This is a genomic window from Lachnoclostridium phytofermentans ISDg (assembly GCF_000018685.1).
Taxonomy (GTDB): domain Bacteria; phylum Bacillota; class Clostridia; order Lachnospirales; family Lachnospiraceae; genus Lachnoclostridium; species Lachnoclostridium phytofermentans.
Genome location: NC_010001.1, coordinates 2770561 through 2791722, shown reverse-complemented (window position 1 = coordinate 2791722; position 21162 = coordinate 2770561). Strand labels below are relative to the sequence as shown.

General features: G+C 34.6%; 15 protein-coding genes. 14 read left to right on the top strand and 1 reads right to left on the bottom strand.

Annotation, left to right across the window (positions count from 1 at the left end; all coding sequences use genetic code 11):
- Positions 1–83 precede the first annotated feature (83 nt).
- The 5 genes from CPHY_RS11705 to CPHY_RS11685 all read left to right on the top strand — a co-directional run bounded on the left by CPHY_RS11705 (position 84) and on the right by CPHY_RS11685 (position 6803).
- A complete protein-coding gene (locus tag CPHY_RS11705) occupies positions 84–1106 on the top strand; it encodes a glycoside hydrolase family 130 protein (protein ID WP_012200281.1) in 1023 nt (340 codons plus the stop codon).
- An 8-nt stretch (positions 1107–1114) separates the two neighbouring features.
- Positions 1115–2230 (top strand): SGNH/GDSL hydrolase family protein, encoded by a 1116-nt coding sequence (locus CPHY_RS11700; RefSeq protein ID WP_012200280.1) that lies wholly within the window; start codon positions 1115–1117, stop codon positions 2228–2230.
- 256 nt (positions 2231–2486) lie between these two features.
- Positions 2487–3668: an AGE family epimerase/isomerase gene (locus tag CPHY_RS11695; RefSeq protein ID WP_012200279.1), complete on the top strand. Its 1182-nt coding sequence runs from the start codon at positions 2487–2489 to the stop codon at positions 3666–3668.
- 530 nt (positions 3669–4198) lie between these two features.
- Positions 4199–5920: a phospho-sugar mutase gene (locus tag CPHY_RS11690; protein WP_012200278.1), complete on the top strand. Its 1722-nt coding sequence runs from the start codon at positions 4199–4201 to the stop codon at positions 5918–5920.
- A 121-nt stretch (positions 5921–6041) separates the two neighbouring features.
- Positions 6042–6803 carry a hypothetical protein gene (locus tag CPHY_RS11685; RefSeq protein ID WP_012200277.1) on the top strand — a complete coding sequence of 254 codons (762 nt, stop codon included), beginning with the start codon at positions 6042–6044 and terminating at the stop codon, positions 6801–6803.
- A gap of 127 nt (positions 6804–6930) precedes the next feature.
- Here CPHY_RS11685 and CPHY_RS11680 read toward each other — a convergent pair whose 3' ends face one another.
- Positions 6931–7659 carry a tRNA 2-thiocytidine biosynthesis TtcA family protein gene (locus CPHY_RS11680; RefSeq protein ID WP_012200276.1) on the bottom strand — a complete coding sequence of 243 codons (729 nt, stop codon included), beginning with the start codon at positions 7657–7659 and terminating at the stop codon, positions 6931–6933.
- Positions 7660–7890: 231 nt separating this feature from the next.
- Here CPHY_RS11680 and CPHY_RS11675 point away from each other — a divergent pair, with 231 nt between their 5' ends.
- The 9 genes from CPHY_RS11675 (at position 7891) to CPHY_RS11640 (ending at position 20044) form a co-directional block, all read left to right on the top strand.
- Positions 7891–10521, top strand: a complete 2631-nt coding sequence (locus CPHY_RS11675) for an N-acetylmuramoyl-L-alanine amidase (protein WP_012200275.1) — start codon at positions 7891–7893, stop codon at positions 10519–10521.
- Positions 10522–10625: 104 nt separating this feature from the next.
- The gene (locus tag CPHY_RS11670; protein WP_012200274.1) at positions 10626–12098 is read left to right on the top strand and encodes a glycoside hydrolase family 10 protein; all 1473 of its coding nucleotides are present in this window, start codon (positions 10626–10628) and stop codon (positions 12096–12098) included.
- Between the two features lie 328 nt (positions 12099–12426).
- Entirely contained in the window at positions 12427–12888 is a 462-nt protein-coding gene (locus CPHY_RS11665) for a metallophosphoesterase family protein (protein ID WP_012200273.1), read from the top strand.
- 160 nt (positions 12889–13048) lie between these two features.
- Positions 13049–13213 carry a lysoplasmalogenase family protein gene (locus CPHY_RS22670; RefSeq protein WP_081428538.1) on the top strand — a complete coding sequence of 55 codons (165 nt, stop codon included), beginning with the start codon at positions 13049–13051 and terminating at the stop codon, positions 13211–13213.
- Positions 13214–13321: 108 nt separating this feature from the next.
- Positions 13322–14341: an alpha-hydroxy-acid oxidizing protein gene (locus CPHY_RS11660; RefSeq protein ID WP_041704341.1), complete on the top strand. Its 1020-nt coding sequence runs from the start codon at positions 13322–13324 to the stop codon at positions 14339–14341.
- A 295-nt stretch (positions 14342–14636) separates the two neighbouring features.
- Positions 14637–15137, top strand: coding sequence for a GNAT family N-acetyltransferase (locus tag CPHY_RS11655; protein WP_012200271.1), 501 nt, complete (start codon positions 14637–14639; stop codon positions 15135–15137).
- Positions 15138–15770: 633 nt separating this feature from the next.
- Positions 15771–17369, top strand: coding sequence for a response regulator (locus CPHY_RS11650; RefSeq protein WP_012200270.1), 1599 nt, complete (start codon positions 15771–15773; stop codon positions 17367–17369).
- Between the two features lie 16 nt (positions 17370–17385).
- The gene (locus CPHY_RS11645; RefSeq protein ID WP_012200269.1) at positions 17386–19095 is read left to right on the top strand and encodes a cache domain-containing sensor histidine kinase; all 1710 of its coding nucleotides are present in this window, start codon (positions 17386–17388) and stop codon (positions 19093–19095) included.
- Complete coding sequence (locus CPHY_RS11640; protein WP_012200268.1) at positions 19082–20044, top strand: substrate-binding domain-containing protein; 963 nt, start codon at positions 19082–19084, stop codon at positions 20042–20044. Before CPHY_RS11645 ends, CPHY_RS11640 begins: the two co-directional genes overlap by 14 nt.
- Positions 20045–21162: the final 1118 nt, after the last annotated feature.

The window sequence follows — 21162 nt, the reverse complement described above, 5'->3', positions numbered from 1 at the left end:
GAGCTGTTGCGAAATGTGTTTTAACTAAGTTTTGTGACAGCTCATTTTAAAATAGCAAGATACGACCAAAGGAGAATGATACTATGAGTCAAGTTACAATGTATACCGAGAATCTTCCAAATATCCCTTGGCAGGAGAAGCCTACCGATTGTCCAGGCCCTGTTTGGAGATATTCTGAAAATCCAATCATCCGAAGGAATCCACTTCCTGGAGTAGCGCGTATTTTTAACAGTGCAGTGATTCCTTACCAGGGTGAATTTATTGGTGTATTCCGTGGTGAACAAATCAATGGAGTTCCGCAACTTTATTTAGGATACAGTAAAGATGCGATTCATTGGACCTACGAAAAAGAAAAGATTGCTTTTGTTAATGAAAAAGGCGAATCTTATATGCCTCGTTATGCTTATGATCCAAGATTGATTAAAGTAGAAGATACTTATTACATTATTTGGTGTACCGATTTTTATGGTGCGGCATTAGGCTTAGCAAAAACAAATGACTTTAAAACATTTATTCGATTAGAGAATCCATTTATACCATTTAACAGAAATGGAGTCATGTTCCCTAGAAAGATTAATGGCAACTTTGTATTGTTATCAAGACCTAGCGATAGCGGACATACGCCATTCGGTGATGTCTTTGTAAGTGAAAGTCCTGATTTAGTATATTGGGGTAAGCACAGACATGTTATGACTAGAGGTTACAATCAATGGTGGCAATCCTTAAAGATAGGTGGAGGAGCTGCTCCAATTGAAACTAGTGAAGGATGGTTGTTGTTCTATCATGGCGTTATCGGTACTTGCAATGGCTATGTATATAGCATGGGCGCTGCAATCTTAGATATTGATAACCCATCCATCGTAAAATACCGTTCCGGCAACTTTATTTTAACGCCAGAGATGGATTATGAAGAAAAAGGATTTGTTGCTAATGTAGTCTTCCCATGTGCAGCATTAACGGATGCTGCCAGTGGCAAGATTGCAATCTACTATGGAGCAGCAGACAGTTATGTAGGATTAGCTTTTACTACAGTTGATGAAATCGTTACATATATTATAGAAAACCATGTTGCAAATGGTGATGACAATACTATCGGTATTCTATGAGGGCATCTATGGATAAAATAAGTATGGCGAAACGGGGAGTTATATCGTTAGGAAATCTAGACAGATTTCATAATGTTATGGAAAGAGCAAGAAAAAAGGAACCACTAACAATTGGTTTTATTGGTGGGTCAATTACACAAGGTTCCCTATCCAGTGCTCCTTTTACATGTTATGCTTACCGAGTTTTTGATTGGTGGAAAACTTATTTTCAAAATGAGAATCTAATCTACGTAAATGCGGGAATTGGTGCTACGACTTCTCAGTTTGGAGTAGCAAGAGTAAAGTCCGATTTATTATCAAAAGCTCCAGACGTAATATTTGTAGAATTTAGCGTGAATGATGAGGATAACGATTTGTTCATGGAAACTTATGAGGGTTTAATACGGACTATTCTATCTGCGAAAAACTCACCTGCACTTTTCTTGGTTCATAACGTTCAATACGATACAGGGAATAATGCGGAACGGGTACATAGTAAAGTCGGATATCATTATCAGGTTCCAATGGTATGTATGAAGGATAGTATCTTTGAAGAGCTACAAAGAGGAACACTAGTTATAGAAGAGATTACTCCGGATAACTTGCATCCAAACGATTCTGGTCATGAACTAGTTGCCTATGTTATTACAAAAGCCCTTGAAACGATTGATCATACTAATACTAGTAAGGATAGGATCATAGAGACAAATTTACCAGATCCAATTACGCCAAACCGCTTTGAGGGGGTTGTTCGTTATAAGAATTCAGAGTTAACACCATTATTAAAGGGTTTTCTTAAAGATGGAGAAGAACAAGATGGGATTACAGATATCTTTAAAGGTGGATACATTGCCACAAAGTTAGGAGACTCCATTGAATTAGAGTTTGAATGTAAGACTTTAGCGGTTCAATACCGAAAAACGATTCATAAACCTACTCCGATTGCGAAAGCTGTTTTAGATGGGCAGGATGAAAATGCAATCCTATTAGATGCAAACTTTAAAGAAAATTGGGGAGATTGTATATATTTACAAAATATACTAGTTTCAAATGAGAAAAAGAAACATACCTTAATAATTACCATCATAGAAACTGATAAGAGACAGAAAAGTGAATTTTACCTAGCTTCTGTGATAACTTCTTAGAAAGGCGCTAGGGGGAGTCTTTCATGGAAAGTCTATATTAATAAGACTTTCCAGCCATAATTAGGGGTGCAAGCTATTTTTGCATCCCTAATGTTACGATTAAAAGATGGTATATTTTCGCCTAATAATAATTTATCACTTTATATGTTATCGCATAATTTTTCTATCATTGGATATTTAGTGTAATGACAAGAGCTGTCTATAAATAATGTTATTATGCTTTTATCATAAGAAATAATTTTTCGAGGTGGAATACATGGGTAATTACAAACAAATGAAAGAGCTTGCGAAAGCTCATCTGTCAGAAGTAGTTATTCCTTTTTGGAATAAATTAAAAGACGAAGAGAATGGTGGATTTTACGGGTATCTCGATTACGACTTACAATTAGATAAAAAAGCAGTAAAAGGATGTATCTTAAATAGTCGAATTTTGTGGTTTTATTCGAATGCTTATCTTACGCTTGGAGAAGAGGGTTTATTATCCTACGCAAAGCATGCTTATGAGTTTTTAAAGAATCATTGCTACGATCAAACTTATGGTGGTATCTATTGGTCCTTAAACTATGATGGAAGTACCTATGATACAACGAAACATACCTATAACCAAGCCTTTGCAGTCTATGCGCTATCTTCTTACTATTTTGCAACCAAGGATGAGGAAGCAATCAATCTGGCTAAATCAATTATAGGAATAATGGAAAAGAAATGTACGGATTCGTTTGGATATTTAGAAGCCTTTGATCGAGACTTTTTACCAATTGACAATGAGTTGCTTTCTGAAAATGGTGTGATTGCTCATAAAACAATGAATACATTACTGCATGTTTTCGAAGCTTATACCGAATATTATCGTGTTACTGGGGATATGGAAATCAAAGAACGATTAATGAGGATGCTAGATATCATCCAAATTAAAGTTTATAATCCCAACTTGCACCGACAGGAAGTATTTTTTGATGTGTATATGAACAGTATACTCGATTTACATTCGTATGGACATGACATTGAAGCTGCATGGCTTATCGATCGTGGTCTTGATGTCTTAAAGGAACCGAAATATGATTATTTATTAAAACCAATTACGAAGGACTTAACGAATCAGATCTATCAGACAGCTTATCAAGATCATTCCTTATTAAATGAAAGCGAAAAAGGTAAGGTAAATACATCAAGAATATGGTGGGTACAAGCAGAAGCAGTGGTTGGATTTTTAAATGGTTATGAGAATGATCGAAACGAAACTAGATATTATGAGGCAGCGACGGATATCTTCCAGTTTATCTTAGAGAACGTCCATGACAAAAGAACAGGTTCTGAGTGGTTTTGGGAAGTGGATAAAGAGGGTAAGCCATTTAATAAAAAGCCAATCGTGGAACCATGGAAGTGTCCTTACCACAATGGTAGAATGTGCTTTGAAATCTTAAGAAGAGAAATTTAAGATTTTATTTTCATATGCGCTAATTACATGTGCAGGAACAGTAGACGTGGCTTTGTGCTGAAGTATGTGGAAAAACGTTGTAATTTAATTAAGAACAACCTTGAATTGAGGAAGTAATCTGTGTTAGTATAGTATGGTAAAAAAGGTGCTATAGGTAATGCGAAAGATTAGTCTCTTAAAGCACAAGAAATCTTATGCTTTCATTACGCACCTGCTTCGTAAGTTAGAAGTGTGAAGAAAATTTCTATGGCGTCAAAAGACGCTACCTAAGAAAATCTAAAGCTTCATACAGCCTACTGAGAAGGCATGATTTCAAGTGTGAAAAAATCCATTTCACACTTTGCAGGTTGAATGCAATGCATTTAACCAGCAGGTTTGTGTCTGCGCCACAAACTTGCTATGCGCAAAAAACATGCGCAGGTATGGAGGGAGAGTGATAGATTTTCAATCTTTCACTCGACAAGTTTGCGCTGCGCCAAACTTGAGCCATTAGCTGCTCCTAAAAGATAGTCGCAGCATGGAGGCTAACTATGAATTATTTGGATACCTACCGTTTTTGGTGTGAAGATGCGTACTTTGATGAGAAAACAAAAACTGAATTAAAGAGTTTAGAGGGTAACGATATTGAAATTAAAGATCGTTTCTATAAGAGCTTAGAATTTGGTACCGGAGGCTTACGTGGTATTATTGGAGCCGGTACAAATCGTATGAATTTATATACTGTTCGTAAAGCAACACAGGGACTTGCTAATTTTATTAAGAAAGAGCATGGAGAAGATCGTGGTGTAGCAATTGCATACGATTCCAGAAATATGTCCATAGAATTTAGTGAAGAAGTTGCACTTTGCTTATGTGCGAATGGAATCAAAGCATATCGTTTTGAATCCCTACGTCCGACACCTGAGCTATCCTTTGCGCTTCGTACGCTAAACTGTATCTCTGGTATTGTTATTACAGCAAGTCATAATCCGCCAGAATACAATGGTTACAAGGTTTACTGGGAAGATGGCGCTCAGATTACTTATCCAAAAGATGAGCAAATCATCAATGAAGTAAATAATGTAACAGATTTTAATACAGTAAAAACAATGAATAAAGAGGATGCGATTGCAGCAGGTCTTTATCACACAATTGGAAAAGAAATCGATGATTTATATATTACAGAATTAAAGAAACAGGTAATTCATCCTGATGTAATTAAGAAAGTCGGAGGGGACATAAAAATTGTCTACACTCCACTTCATGGTACCGGAAATATACCAGCACGCCGTGTTCTTAGTGAACTAGGATTTGAGAATGTTTATGTTGTACCAGAACAAGAACTTCCAGACGGTAACTTCAGTACCGTTGGATATCCGAATCCAGAAGACCCTAAGGCATTTAGACTTGCTCTAGATTTAGCGAAAAAAGTGGATGCGGATTTAGTATTAGCAACGGATCCAGATGCGGATCGTCTTGGTGTTTACGCAAAGGATTCCAAAACAGGAGATTATATTTCCTTTACTGGTAATATGTCTGGAATGTTAATCTGTGAGTATTTATTAAGTCAAAGAAAAGAAAATGGCACAATAGCGAAAGACGGTGCTCTTATAAAAACTATTGTTTCCACCAATATGGCTGATAAAATAGCACAGGAGTACAATATTCAGTTAATCGAAGTACTTACCGGATTTAAGTATATCGGAGAGCAGATTAAATTGTTTGAAGAAACCGGAAAAGGAACTTATGAGTTTGGATTTGAAGAAAGCTATGGCTGTCTCATCGGAACTCATGCAAGAGACAAGGATGCAATTGTTGCTGTTATGGCACTTTGTGAAGCAGCAGCTTATTATAGTACAAAGGGGCTTACTCTTTGGGATCAGATGCTTAATATCTATGAGAAATATGGCTATTTCCGTGAAGGTCTCGAGACAATGACCTTAAAAGGCGTGGAAGGTGCAGAAAAGATTAAGGAAATGATGGAAAGCTTCCGTCAAAATCCACCTAAACAACTTGGAGATTACAAAGTAGTTTCCTTCCGCGATTATGAAATGGATAAAGTGATCAACCTTGAAACTAATGAAGTTTCAAAGACTGGTTTACCTAAGTCAAATGTATTATATTTCGAATTAGATAATGATGCATGGGTTTGTGTACGTCCTTCTGGTACAGAACCAAAAATCAAATTCTATATTGGCGTAAAGGGTACCAGTAATGAGGATGCAAACGAACAATTGAAATCCTTAACGGATGCATTGATGAAGTTAGCATAAGTTATGCAATAATATAAAGGCTTTCTGTATATTACGTTATTGTTTCAGTTTGACTACAGGGCAAAAACTAATATTTCATTAAAACTATCCGATATAACTCATAAGAAAGGAGGGAATGTATATGACGATTTCCACAAATTATTATAACTATTCATCATCTTTGTTTTCTTCGACTTCACAAGGTTCAGGTTCTTCGGATGGAAGCAACAATATACTTGGTCAGTATATGAGTATCAAGAATGGAAGTTATAAGAAGTTACTTACCGCGTACTATAAAAAGATGGACGCTGAAGAGTCTGGATCTTCCAGTTCTGCAGGAGCAACTTCTGATAAATCCAAGATACTAGCTGCAAAAAAGGATGCAGATACCTTAAAAGAATCTGCGGATAAACTTCTTGCCACCGGTAAAAACTCTATTTGGGAGCAGGTTGAAAAAGAAGTTAAGGACGAGAAAACAGGGGAAATGGTTAAGGTAAAGGAATACGATTACGATCGTATTGTAAAAGCAATAAATGATTTTGCTTCGTCCTATAATTCTGTTTTGGACTCTGCTAGCAAACAAAACGACCTTTCTGTACTTAAGACGACTGCTTATATGACTGGTATTACTAAGTCAAACAAAGTGGCATTAGGTAAAATGGGTATTACGATAGGAGCCGATAATAAACTAACAGTAGATGAAAGTAAGTTAAAGGCAGCTGACATAAGCAGCTTAAAGTCTTATTTTACTGGTAGCAGCTCCTTCGCAGGCCGTATTCAAGGAAAAGCTTTTGACATTAGTAAATCTGCTATGAATGCTGTAAATTCTCTTAAAACTTACAACAAAGGTGGAATTATTAATAAGTCAGGTGATCTTGGAAACTGGTTTGATATGGTTTGCTAGTAAATCTCGTAACTCATTACGAAAAATCTTGTAACACAGAACGAGAAAATAAGCAGGGGTAATTGGTACTTATAGATCTGTAAAGACTATAAGTTATCAATTACCCCTGTTTTTGGGAAAGTCCTCTTTATTGTTCAGTTTCTTTCTTCCAATCCGATAACAAACCATCCGTTACAGCATGAAATAATCTTACCCTAGCACCTGGGTGTTCTTGATTTAACTGCTTTACAAGATTTTTAGCATATTCCCTCTTTGTATAGCCATCAATTGGACAAGGATTCTTTAAGACTGAGAGATTATAAGCATTTTTAAATCCAATCACATCTACTTCATCCACATAAATTAGTGGTCGAATTAAAGTAATATCCATTCGATCAAGATAAGTAATAGGTGAGAATGTATAATAACGTCCTTCAAATAATAGTGACATTAACGTTGTTTCAATTACGTCATCCTTGTGATGAGCATAAGCGGATTTATTACAACCAAGTTCCTTTGCCTTATCATTAAAAGCACCTTTTCTCATCTTTGCACAAAGAGAACATGGATTGGACTCTTTTCTTGTTTCAAAGATAATTGGAGCAATATCAGTATTTACAACGGTATAATTCACATCTAGTTCTTTACATAAAGCTGCTATTTTACTCGTATCAAAATTATCAAAACCTAAGCTTACTGTAATTGCTTCTAAGGTAAATTTCTTTGGGTAAAATCTTCTAAGGCCAGCAAGTGCGTATAATAAGGTAAGACTGTCTTTTCCTCCAGAGATACCAATTGCAATTTTATCCCCATCCTCAATCATCTGATAATCATCAATCGCTTTTCTTGTATAACTATATAGTTGCTGTAGTTTCAACTTATTTCCGTCCCTTCTATATCAAAATAATCATGCGTTCTATTATATCACAAACGAAATTTGGATGGTAGATTTTTTCTTAAATATAGGCACAGAGAACTAAAATCCTTATGATATGACAAAAGTTTTGAAAAATTATGACACAATTATAACAAATTTACTATGTATTCTATTATTGTAGACCAAAGAAGAAAGTATTTTGGCTCGAAAATGAAATACAGTAGGTGAATTATGAGAAAAAAAATCAAAAACTATAAGAAAATGTGCGTATTGTTAATTGTGAGCTTATTAATAAGTTCTGCCCCTGTGGATCAGGCACAAGCAGCAAGCGGGCTTAAAATCTACAATTACACAACAAACTCCTCTATGACAGTAACTGACGAGACTATCTCTTACGTATATAACGAGAAATCAATTCCACTAGGGAATAACCCTGGAATCCTATCAAGCAATGGAGTTGCCTTAGGGCCATATGTAAAGATCTTCCGTGATGCTCTAGGGATTAAGACTCTTTATAATAAGGAGAAAAAAACAGTTACTCTTAGAGATGACAAGACTACTCTTGTATTAACTTTAGGTAGTAAAACTGCACAAGTGAATGGAAAATCTGTAACTATGAATGCAGCACCAATCTCCATTAAGTATTCCAAGGCAAATGAAACAGCCATATTAGTTCCAACAAGATTTGTTGCGGAAACCTTTGGTTATTCTTATGACTGGAATAGTACAAGTTCTACGGTTACAATTACAAAGCCTCTAAACTTGACCTATGACAATCAGTTAGTTAGCTATACTGGGATTCAAGGATCTGTGAAATTTGATGGTAAAAACGTAAATGTTTCCAATCTTCCTAGCATCTTAATTGCAAACACCGCTATGGCTCAAGCATATAAAGTCTTTGCAAAGGGTATGGGGGTAACTTACAAGTATTCCGAAAGCAAAGGAACTATTTCCTTTACAAAAGGTAATATTAATTTATTAATGGAATTAGGTAGTAAGATCGCTTACTTAAACGACGAAGTAGTTGATTGTGGTGTAGCACCAAAACTTGTATTTAATGAAGATAATGGCGAAGTAGCAGTATTAGTACCAGCACAGTTTGTATCAAAAGCTCTAGGTTACGATTATAACTGGAATTCCGCTACAAAAACATCTGAAATCACAACGACGAAAAAGGTTGGTAAAGAGCCAAACATAACGATACCTCCAGTTTCACCAAGTACTCCAGGGGATGGTAACTATAGCGAGTCGGAATATTTTAATTGGACTGCAAAAGATAGTTACAAAGATGTATTAGAAGAAGCAAAAAATGCGATGAATTCTAAGAACTCTATTGATACAGGTAGTGTAACTATTTCTCAATTTTTAAAACTTGATACGGACCAATTAGCAAAGAATAAAGAAAATTACCAGTTTAGTTTTAATGAGACATTTTCAAGTGTGACTGCTATAAAAGATAAGGAAGAATTAATTTTATCTTTTAAAAATATGGTTGCTACAGACAGTTTATCTACCTTCGGGAATGAATTAGCGAAGGAAGCAAGAGTAATCTATGATGCAGTGAAAAACCAAACAGATGTTATCTTCACATTATCGGATGCTTCGATAAGTTATACTTTGACATCAGAAAATGATGGTAAGGGCTTATCCTTATCCCTCTATTCAAATTATCTAACACAAATAAGTGCAGGTAGGGATGATAGCGGTTCTGAGTATTTATCAATCACCGGACTTAAAGATATCAAACCAATCGTTACACAAGATGAAGATAGTATCTATGTATCCATACCGAATACGATAAATACATTAGGTGATAATAATTTCTCTAATAAAGAAGAAAATTCATCTATGTTATTTGTATCGTTAAATTCAATGTCAGCAAACAACTCGTTTCTGATTATACAAAAACCATCACCAGATGTAACTTACGAACTCAATCAAGATGGTTCTACTTATACTTTAACCTTTGAGAAAGAAGAGGAAATCCCAGTAATCGATAATTCATCTCTTAAGATTGCATTACCAAGCGGTATTCGCTTATCGGATATTTCTTCTGAGGATAACTATAATAAAAAGCAAATTTCTATATTTATAAAAGGGGATCATCGTACTTTCTTTGAGCAAAACCCTATTGTAAATACGTATGACAATGTTTCAAACATAAAAGTTTCTTATTCATCCAGTAAAGGTACTGAATTACTTATTACTACAAAAGTGATACAAGGCTTTAAATATACTATAGTAGATGGAAAGCTACAAGTTACGATTGATCGACCAAGCGCAATCTATGATAAAATTATCATTCTTGATGCAGGGCATGGCGGCAAAGATCCAGGAGCACTCAAAGGTACGACACAAGAAAAAGTAATTAACTATAAGATATTAAATGAGTATGCAAAAGAATATTTTACAAACTCAGGTATTAAGGTTTATTACACAAGAGTTGATGATACCTTAATTGCACTTGATGACCGAGCTGCATTTGCAAAACAGGTGGACGCAGATTTCTTTATCAGTTTACACTGTAACTCAGCTACTACCTCCGCTGCTCGTGGTACCAGTGTGTATTATAGCAGTGTAAATAAATCGAAGACATCAAGCGGATTAACAAATACGATCTTAGCGAATACCTTAGTTAACAATCTATCCAAAGCATTAGGTACTAAGAATCTTGGTATTATTGATAAAGGCTTTGTTGTTGTTCGAGATAACTCAGTACCTGCTGTTCTAATTGAGTTAGCATTTTTAACGAATCCAGATGACTTAGCATTATTAACGAGTTCTACCTCTCAAAAGAAAGCAGCGAAAACTATTTATGATACTGTAGCAAGCTTATTTGAAGCTTATCCTACGAATAGATGATAATCGCATATCTGAAAAATAAGACAAGAAAAAGAAGCTTTACGAACTTTTTCTTGTCATAAATTAAACTAGCTATATGCTAGAATAAAGAAAGGTTGAATACAATGTTTAAGAGAAAATGGAAGTTTATCTTAGCTTGGATGTTATTGTTTGTGTTTGCCATAAACCAAGCTTTTCCAGCTATGGCAGCAACTAAGGAAGATACTGGACCTTCGATTAAAGCAACTTATCGTGTACTGAATCAAAAAGCAACAGTATCTTATGAAGTCAGTAGTAAAGCAAAATTAAAATCCATTCTTTACTTACCAAACCTTGTTACTTTAGAAAATAGTATTCGATGGACAGAATCTGGGAAAAAAATATCGGAAAGCGGAACATTTGAAGTTAAAAAATCCGGTTTTTATACTTTCCGTGCAGAGGATGTTAATGGGGGTGTAACTGTGGAATACATTTATGTTGATTTGGAATTTAAGGCAGTTTGGATTTCCTATCTTGAGTTTAAAAGTACAGGATATACCAAAGATGAATTTGAAGCTCAAATTGATGAAATGTTTGATAATGTTGTAGATATGGGGATGAATGCTGTTATTGTACATGTTCGTCCATTCGGAGACGCCATGTATGATTCTGATTATTTTCCTTGGTCAAAATACATTAGTGGTACGCAAGGAAAAGACCCTGGTTTTGACCCATTAGAGTATATGGTAGAAGCTGCCCATGACAGAGGACTTCAATTTCATGCATGGTTAAATCCATACCGTATTACGTCAAAAAATACAGATGTAAAAACTTTAGCAACAAATAATCCAGCAAGAAAGTGGTTAACTGATAAGAAGACATCAAATGATCGTAATGTATTGTCTTTTGATGGAAATCTGTACTACAATCCAGCAGTACCTGAGGTTCGTACACTAATTCGTAACGGAGTACTTGAAATTGTAAGAAATTATGATGTAGATGGAATTCATTTTGATGATTATTTCTATCCAACTTTAGGTTCTAATTATGAAAAGGTATTTGATGCAACAGAATATAAAAGTTATGTTGACAATTATAAAAAGCAAGGTTTAGACAATTATATTCTTCCAATTGATGAATGGAGAAGACAGAATGTTAACACGCTAATAAAAGGTATTTACTCCGCAATTAAGTTAGAAAAATCGGATGTTGTATTTGGAATCAGCCCAGGAGGATTTCTTGATACCTTACGTATGAAAGATCGTTATTATGTTGACGTTGACACTTGGTTATCTAAACCAGGTTATGTAGATTATATCTGCCCTCAGCTGTATTGGAGTTTTGAACATAGCCAATATCCATTCGACGGAATTCTAAATCGTTGGTTAGAACTTCGTAAAAATACAGATGTAAATGTTTATGTTGGTATACCTGTTTACAAATCAGCTTCCAATGATGAACCAGATTTTAAGAAAAACGCAAACATATTAGCAGATATGATTATAACTTGCCGTAACTCCAAATTAGTAGATGGATATATGTTCTTCCGATATGACAATTTCTATAGTAATACAGCAAAAAAAGCAGTAAAAAATTTATTGAATGTTCTTAACGAATAATTGCTTCGTTCTTTTCAAAAAGTAGTAGCTAACTATTGGCTACTACTTTTTTTGAGTTCTATATCCTCCAAATAATTTATATAGAACCTTTTTTTTGCTCTTAGCCGAGTGTTTCATATTTCGAATAGTATTTATGAATATGCAAACAATAGAAGGGTTATAAGATTTCTTGAATCTATCTATTGGATGCATTTTTACTTGTTATTTATGACTGAGATATTAGCTGTAATTGAGAGATTATGAAAGAAGAACAAAATTGTTTTATGATTATATGTTAGAACCAACAAAAGAAGACAGTAAAGAACAAATTTAGCAGCATGGAGGTATTATGACGACAATAGCTATTATATCAGATACTCATGGATTATTACGTCCAGAAGTATGTGAACATTTAAAACAGGTAGATTATATACTTCATGCTGGTGATATTCATACGAAAGAAATTTATGAACAGTTATTAAACTATGCACCGTTATTTGTAGTGCGAGGTAATAATGATAAGGAGTGGGCTGAATTTTTACCATCTTCTTTAACAATTGCAGTAGACAACATTACCTTTTATCTGATTCATAACAAAAGAGATATAAAACAACTACCAATAGAATCTAATATTGTTGTTTACGGTCATTCCCACAAATACTCCTTAGAGAGGAAAGACGAAGTTCTATGGCTAAATCCAGGCAGCTGTGGCCGTAAGAGATTTCATCATGATGTCACGATGGCAATTCTTACGGTGGAAGATGACAGATATAGAATTTATAAGATAAATTTTAATACGGCGTATAGTTAACATAAAAGTAATATGTACACAATGTTAAGAATCGAGATTTAACCCATCAAGGAAGTCCCTCGCTTAGAAGCAGTAGCGGGGGACTTCCTTGTTTCAGTGAAAGTACAAGCACCTGCTAAAATAGCAACGTAGTTGCTAATGAGCTACGAGTAAGTAGCGTTTGATCAGCGTAGCTGACAGTATAGGGGCAACTTTATTCCTTATTTCGGACGCATATATTTTATTTCTTTATTTTTATAATAAGAAGTATGAGGTTGTTCACATCATTAATCTTGCTACATACTATTATGGAATGTTTTTTATAGCACTTAGTTTGTTGTATTAATAAACTCATAAGCATCAATCTTACATTTTGATTCCATGTGTGATAAAATATAAATAAGATTTATTACTTAATTTACGTACAAAGGAGAGTAAAGAGTTGAATACTACAATGTCATACACAGAAATCATAGAAAATGCAAAGAAGAACATAGGCCCATATTGTAAAGCTTGTCCTGAATGTAATGGAAGAGCATGCAGAAACCAAATACCTGGACCAGGCGCAAAAGGTATTGGTGATACAGCCATAAGAAACTATGATAAATGGAAAGAAATTCGTTTGAACATGGATACGCTCGTAGCAGCATCCAACATCGATACGAAAAGAACTATTTATGGAAAAGAATTTGCTTATCCATTCTTTGCGGGCCCTGTAGGTGCTATTAGCCTCCATTATGGGGATTCCTACAATGATCTTACTTATAATGAAGTATTAGTGAAAGCTTGTGCAGATGCTGGAATTGCAGCATTTACAGGGGATGGTGTTAATCCTGAGGTTATGAAGGCTGCTACAGATTGTATCAAATTAGTAGATGGTGTTGGTGTTCCTACCGTTAAGCCATGGAATTTGAATACCATAAAGGAAAAATCTCAACTAATTAAGGATTGTAATGCATTCGCGGTTGCCATGGATGTGGATGCAGCCGGTTTACCATTCTTAAAAAATATGCAACCTCCAGCGGGTAGAAAATCAGTTGAAGAGCTGCGAGAGATAATACAACAGATAAACCGTCCATTTATTGTAAAAGGTGTTATGACTGTAAAAGGTGCTGAAAAAGCGTTCGAGGCTGGAGCTTCAGGCATTCTTGTGTCAAATCACGGTGGCCGAGTACTTGACCAGTGTCCATCTACTGCTGAGGTGCTTGAAGAAATAGCAAAAGAGTTTAAAGGAAAGATGACGATATTCGTTGATGGCGGTATCCGTTCCGGAGCTGATCTATTCAAGTCTTTGGCTCTTGGTGCAGATGCAGCTATTATTGCAAGACCATTTGTTACTGCTGTATTTGGTGGTGGTTATGAAGGTGTAAGATCCTATATTCAAAAAATCGGGGCTGAATTGATTGATGTCATGGAGATGTGTGGTGTTTCTTCTTTAGATGAGATAACATCAGAATGTATTTGGAAAAAATAAAGCTAGGTTCTATATACCATAGTACAAACAATAAAATTTTGCCTAAGAAGGCATGATACCCTATACTTGAATCGGATATGGATTAATTATATTTTCCATTTTCCGTTTTTTAAGCTGGATTTCTTGATATAATGTTTGCTTTATGGTAAATTATAGTAAGGTTTCGGAATTAAATTCCTTACCAAATAAATAGGAAAGGGTGATATAGATGATGAGAACAATAGTAATCACAAAGAAAACTACAGGAGGGATTACTATACTATAGCCCTCCCTGATTATTTAGGAGGAATTTATTTTGGATATTATTATTAGAGAAACAAAAAAAGAAGATTTATCAAATATTATGGAGTTGTGGAATAACGGAGAAGTAATGCATTATGTCGGTTTTCCTAATGGATTAGGTATTAAGCTAGAGGAATTAGAACGCTGGCTTAGTAGAGTAAACCAACATGAGCTCCGTAAGCACTATAGTATCTATACGGAGGAGTTAGGATATTGTGGTGAAACCTTTTATGATATTGATACGGTACATGATCTTGCAACTCTGGATATAAAATTATTTCCCAAAGCACAGGGAAAAGGCATCGCAAGTTATGCGCTATCGTTTGCGATAACTCAAGTTTTTGAACAAAATTTAGCTAAGAGAGCATATGTTGACCCAAATCCAGAGAATAAAAAAGCTTGGAAGCTGTATGATAAGTTAGGCTTTATTCGTAAACCAAGGCCAGATTTTTTAGAGCCATATGATACTTACTTAGAGATTACGAAAGAGGTATGGTGTAAAAAAGAAATATAGCTAAATGATTTATGGATTAAATAAGAAGTATAACTAGATGATGTATGGATTAAATAAGAAGTATAACTAGATGATATATGGATTAAATAAGAAGTTTGACTAAAAAATTATATTTGCTTTTCATAAACGACAATCAGAATACTGGTTGTCGTTTTTTAAAGATAATAAGGAAAATTTTTTAAGCATATTTTTTATTGTAAGAAAGCATCTTTAAAATCTGCATTTCATTTTAAGAAAATTAGTTAATCATTATCATTCTACTACTGCTATTTTTATAGTTATAAGCTTAAACCTTAAACATGTAATATTGCACAATCAAAGCATCAAAAATACATAGAAAATAATGCAAGTTGACATAAGTGGTAGGAAAGTATATGATTAAACAGAGACGTTTATAGAAAGCCAAGGAGTGAATCGACCACGAAATTATTACAAAAGTATGATTGAAATCATTACAGGTATGGGAATAAGAAAAAGAATCTACCTCTTTCGATATTAGAGAATACAGATTAATATATAAAGAACCAGACAGATACATAGAAAGAAATACCATGAAATAGAATCAAAATACTTACTTTCAAGATAAATCTTAACTTAGTACTTTAAGACTAACCGATAACTAAGGAGGATATTATGTATACTATAGTAGTAGCTGATGATGAAGAGGAATTACGCAGTGCTATCATTCGTAAAATGGACTGGAATAGCATCGGGTTTCAGGTAGTAGGTGAGGCGAGTAATGGAATAGAAGCCTTAGAGATGGTGGAAAAGGAAGAGCCTGATTTGTTATTAACGGATATTCGTATGCCGTTTTTATCAGGAATAGAACTAGCAAGACAAGTAAGAGAAATAAGGCCTACGACACAGATTGCTTTTTTAAGTGGTTATGATGATTTTTCATACGCACAACAAGCGATACAATACAATGTAATCAGCTATCTGTTAAAACCAATTAGTATGACGGATTTAACACAAAAATTATTAGAAATAAAGGATAAGCTGGATCATCTATTTGAGGAATTTCATATTCTTAGTAAAGTGCTAAATGACAGTCAGAGTTTTGTTGTTCCGTTACTTCTCGACGAGTGTGGGGAACGTGATAATTTGGCTAGAGAAGAATTGTTATTGGAGCAGGCAGTCGCATGTGGACTGATACAAAATAGTTCAACATCATATAATTATACTGTGATGGCAGTGAGATTACGAGATCACCAAGGTGAGAATAGGACCGATATGGAATTGGTTCATTCCATTGATATCATTTTAAAAAAATACATAAAACATTATAGCTTTTATACCGAGGGAAGGGTAATTAGCTTGTTAATCGGTACGAAACCAACTTTCGATAAATATCTCCATATTATTGTAGGCGAAATTATGCAAAGTATAGAGAGAATCCTTGGTATGTATTGTGATATCGGAATTAGTCGATTGGTCGATAAGCTAGGATACTGCCATGAGGCATATCGAGAGGCTATGAATGCTTTAAGTTACAGTTTATCTGGTAGAAGCAACGTTCATTACATTTCGGATGAGGAACGTGCTGATTTTGATTTGTCGAAGGTTCCGGATATTATATTGGAAATCGAAAATTTGCTTCGTGGTGGAAGCAAGAGGGAGTTAGCGAGTTATTTAGACCGTATGTTTTATAGTTTCCTTAACACAAAAAACTATCAGATTAAGATGAAGATAGTTTTAATTCAGGTATTTGCGGCAGTCTGTAAAACCGTATACGCTGTTACGGATAGTGATGATAGAAAAGAAGCTTGGGATGATACGATAGTGGACCAGATGAATTTCTTTGAAGGTACCTTTCAGGAAACAAAGGAGAGATTTATAGACTTATGCCAAAAGGCAAGTGAACTGGTAAGTACGGGAAGAAAAAAGAGCAGTGAAATTTTATGTGACCAGGTTTTATATATTATTGAAAAAGAATATGCGAATCCTGAGATGTCCTTGGTAAGTGTCAGCAATCAAATCAATGTGAGTCCAAATTATTTGAGTGCGTTAATGAAAAAGCAGACCGGACAAAGTTTTGTAGATTTACTTACCAAGAAGAGGATAGAAACTGCGAAAGAGCTACTATTATATACCCCAATGAAAATTCGAGAGATAACGGAAAAGTGTGGTTACAATGACCAGCATTATTTTAGTTATTGTTTTAAAAAATTCTATGGTTTATCACCCAATGTACTTCGTCAACAAAACGCAGTGGCTGGGGAAATAGTTTAGCTTTGGGGGGAGATACGTGAGAAAAAAGAAAATATCGTTATCCGCTATTATCGTTAGTTTAGTAGTAAGTTTTGTTGCTTTCATATTAATTTGCGCACTCCTTTTATTCTTTAAAATTTATCTATCCAGTATGGAACAAAATGCAATTACCAGTAGTGAGCAAGCGGTTGTACAAGTATCCAATACCGTAGGTAATTATGCGGATGATATGAAGGGTATTATGGATATCATTAAAGATGGTTTTGATCAAAGTGAGGATGAGCGGGAAGATACACTTAACACTTTAATGAAAGTGCGTACTGACTTGGTTGCAGTCTATATATATGATGAAAATCAAAACATGGTAAGCAGCTATACCGGTGAGTATCAATTAAAAAAAGAATACTTAAAAAATCTATCCTATGTTAAGAGGGAAAATTATGAGACTGGGGAGATTTACATATCTGAACCACACGTGGAAAGTCTTTTGGAAAATTATTACCCTTGGGTGGTAACTATTTTAGAGGAAATTGAAAATGAAGACGGTAGTAAGAGCAGAGTAGTATTTGACATTAGTTTCTCAAAGATCGCAAATTATGTGGATGATGTCGGGATTGGACAACATGGTTATTGCTTTATTATAGGTACTAAGGGTGAAATAATATACCATCCGCAGCAACAACTTATCTTCTCTGGGTTAAAGGAAGAGAATACAGAGGGTATTGCTGATCATTTGGATGGCTCTTATCAGGATTCTAATGTGATCTATACCATTAAGTCACTAAATAATAGTGATTGGCGAATTGTTGGTGTAAGCTATATCAATGAATTGATTGCCAGTGAAGTAATCAGTGTAGTTAAGACCCTGATTATTATGTTACTTTTAATTATGATTGTAGCTATGATTAGCAGTTATGTGATGTCAAAAGTGATATCAAAACCGATTCAAAAATTGATGAAAGCTATGGAAGATTTTGAGCAAGATGCAGCTGGGTATTCCTTTCAATCGGTGGGAGGTACAACAGAAATTCAGGCGCTATCTCAATCATTTGACCATATGGTTGTGCAGATTCAAGAATTAATGACGAAGGTACGTAAGGAAGAAATAACGCTTAGAAAAACAGAGTTAAAGGCATTACAGGCACAAATTAACCCACATTTTCTTTATAATACATTAGATGCCATTGGCTGGTTATGTGAAGAAGAACGAAGCCAAGATGCTGTGGAAATGGTCAATGCACTCGCTAAGCTGTTTCGTATTAGTATCAGTAAAGGGCATGAGTTAATCACCATAGAAAAAGAAGTTGAACATGCTAAGAGTTATCTAAAGATTGAAAACTTCCGCTACAAAAATCAATTTGTTTATGAATTTATTGTAGAGGAGGAATGTCTCCCGTATTATTGTAATAAAATTACCCTTCAGCCTATTATAGAGAATGCAATTTATCATGGGCTTAATAGAATGGTGGATGATGGTCATATCGGTATACATATCTATGCTGAGGAAGAAGATATCGTCATGGAAGTAATAGATAATGGAGTTGGAATGACGCCTGAACAAATCCATAGCATTTTGTATAAAGAGCCTGGGGATAAAACAGGAATAGGTATTAAGAATGTAAATGATAGAATTAAAATCTATTTTGGAGAAAAGTATGGAATTTTGATAGAAAGCGAATTAGATGAAGGAACTTGTGTCAAAATACGTATGCCTAAGATAGAGAGGGAAAATTATGAATACATTTAAAAAAATAGTTGTATGGATTCTTTTGGGCGTCATGTTAATTACCCTTGTAAGCTGTAGTAATAAAGATAATAAGAAGCATTACGTAGCGATGATTACGAAATCTACAAAAAGCGCTTTTTGGCAGTCTGTATTTGCGGGTGCGAGTGCTGCAGCTACGGAATATAATCTATCCATTAGCTATGCTGGTCCCGAATTAGAAGAAGATTATGAATATCAGAATGATTTAATCTATCAAGCGATTGAGGATGGGGCAGAAGCCGTTATATTCTCAGCAGTGGATTATAACGCAAATGCCAAAGCGATAGAAGATGCTGCTAAAAAAGGTTTGAAGGTAATTATCATTGATAGCGATGTTAACAGTAATCAAGTAACCTGCCGGATTGGAACCGATAATTACGCAGCTGGTTGTATGGCAGGTGAGGCTGCCCTTGCAAGTAGTGAAGAGAAAATCCATATCGGAATTGTTAACTATGATATTAATTCTGCCAATGGTCAGCAAAGAGAAGATGGCTTTCGAGAAATTGTAAGCAAGGATAGCAGAGTGATAGATATTGTTACGATTAACGTAGTATCTACCACGGAAGATGCTAGAAAAGGGACGAAACAGCTCTTAGAAGAACATCCAGAAATTAATGTGATAGCTACCTTTAATGAATGGACCAGTTTGGGTGTTGGTTGGGCGATTCGAGACTTAAATCTTGCGGATGAAACAACAGTAGTAGCATTTGATTCTAATGTGGTATCCGTGGGGATGTTGGAAACTGGAGAAGTAGATGCTTTGATTGTACAAAATCCTTATGCCATGGGATACCTAGGAGTTGAGAAAGTGGCTGAATTAATTCGTGGGCAAAGTATTGAAAAAGGTACAATTGATACTTCTACGACTTTAATTACTAGGGATAATATGTATGATGCAGAATACCAGAAGATTTTATTTTCATTTCATTAAGAGAGTAGTTAAGTAAATAAGATATTATTCTGGCTATATGAATGTTATATGGTATTCCATATGGAGAAGGAGGCAATGAAAATATTAGGGGAGAGTATCCCATTACTTTCCCTGAATTGTGCATAAGCAAACAACCCACTGCACCATTTGTAGTGGGTTGTTGCTAAAAAGGGGAGGCTATGCATTTGATATTTCATCGCAACAATATTAGAAGGGGGTAATACTATAGCGCAAAATATAATAATAACAAAACCTGCTAGAAAAAAAGTTTCTGTTGGTGAGCACTTTTTTGCCTTTGACTTTTATAATCTTGTTGGTAGAACTGGAAGAGTAAATGAACATTTAATCGGAAATGCTTATTATATACAATGTATCAATGGATCCTGACTTTGATATGGTTGATGGTGTTCGGAGTATACGGTTTTAGATTACAGATGATAGTGAGGATATAGATATTCAACAAGAGCTAAAGATTTTTTAGATGTATTGGGCATTAGCTTAAACAAGAATAATACGGCTAGACAATTATGTAATAGTGATACATTCAATAGAATGTTGTGTATTAATAATATTTACTTTGTTGAAAAATTGATATTCTATATAGCTACTGTTCAAATTTATGTCTTGATGATGATTGTATTAATATCGATGATTTTATAGTTGGCTTATATATCATCGACAACTTTTTTAATCCGAGGGTGTCGTTTATTTAAGAAAGCATTGATAGTAGGATGATTAGCTTATCATTTTTACCTTCACAAATAGTGTATAGAATGCTTATAAATAATATCTTCTTAATTGTTCATTATGAGACATTTCGACTAGTTTATTTGTTAGCACTTCTCTTTTATCTATATATCTATAATACAAATCCATTATTGTTTGGAAACGCAATTTTGTTCCAATATTTTCTTGATAATCGATACAGGTATTTGCTCATTATGTAATAAATACCTCTCTCCAATGCTGTAATTAATATCATATGATAAAACACCTATATTTTTTAACTATTGATAAAACAATATATGGATGTATTAGATAATCAAAGTACTAGACGCAATAGAATATTTGTACTTACTAATTTGAAAAATAAAAAAGCACTAATTGATTTAGGTATA

Bases quoted from the DNA above. Each gene is read 5' to 3' on its own strand.
- CPHY_RS11650 (WP_012200270.1), top strand. From the start codon at position 15,771: ATGTATACTATAGTAGTAGCTGATGATGAAGAGGAATTACGCAGTGCT.
- CPHY_RS11685 (WP_012200277.1), top strand. From the start codon at position 6,042: ATGACGATTTCCACAAATTATTATAACTATTCATCATCTTTGTTTTCT.
- CPHY_RS11700 (WP_012200280.1), top strand. From the start codon at position 1,115: ATGGATAAAATAAGTATGGCGAAACGGGGAGTTATATCGTTAGGAAAT.
- CPHY_RS11660 (WP_041704341.1), top strand. From the start codon at position 13,322: ATGTCATACACAGAAATCATAGAAAATGCAAAGAAGAACATAGGCCCA.
- CPHY_RS11670 (WP_012200274.1), top strand. From the start codon at position 10,626: ATGTTTAAGAGAAAATGGAAGTTTATCTTAGCTTGGATGTTATTGTTT.
- CPHY_RS11690 (WP_012200278.1), top strand. From the start codon at position 4,199: ATGAATTATTTGGATACCTACCGTTTTTGGTGTGAAGATGCGTACTTT.
- CPHY_RS11705 (WP_012200281.1), top strand. From the start codon at position 84: ATGAGTCAAGTTACAATGTATACCGAGAATCTTCCAAATATCCCTTGG.
- CPHY_RS11665 (WP_012200273.1), top strand. From the start codon at position 12,427: ATGACGACAATAGCTATTATATCAGATACTCATGGATTATTACGTCCA.
- CPHY_RS11695 (WP_012200279.1), top strand. From the start codon at position 2,487: ATGGGTAATTACAAACAAATGAAAGAGCTTGCGAAAGCTCATCTGTCA.
- CPHY_RS11675 (WP_012200275.1), top strand. From the start codon at position 7,891: ATGAGAAAAAAAATCAAAAACTATAAGAAAATGTGCGTATTGTTAATT.
- CPHY_RS11640 (WP_012200268.1), top strand. From the start codon at position 19,082: ATGAATACATTTAAAAAAATAGTTGTATGGATTCTTTTGGGCGTCATG.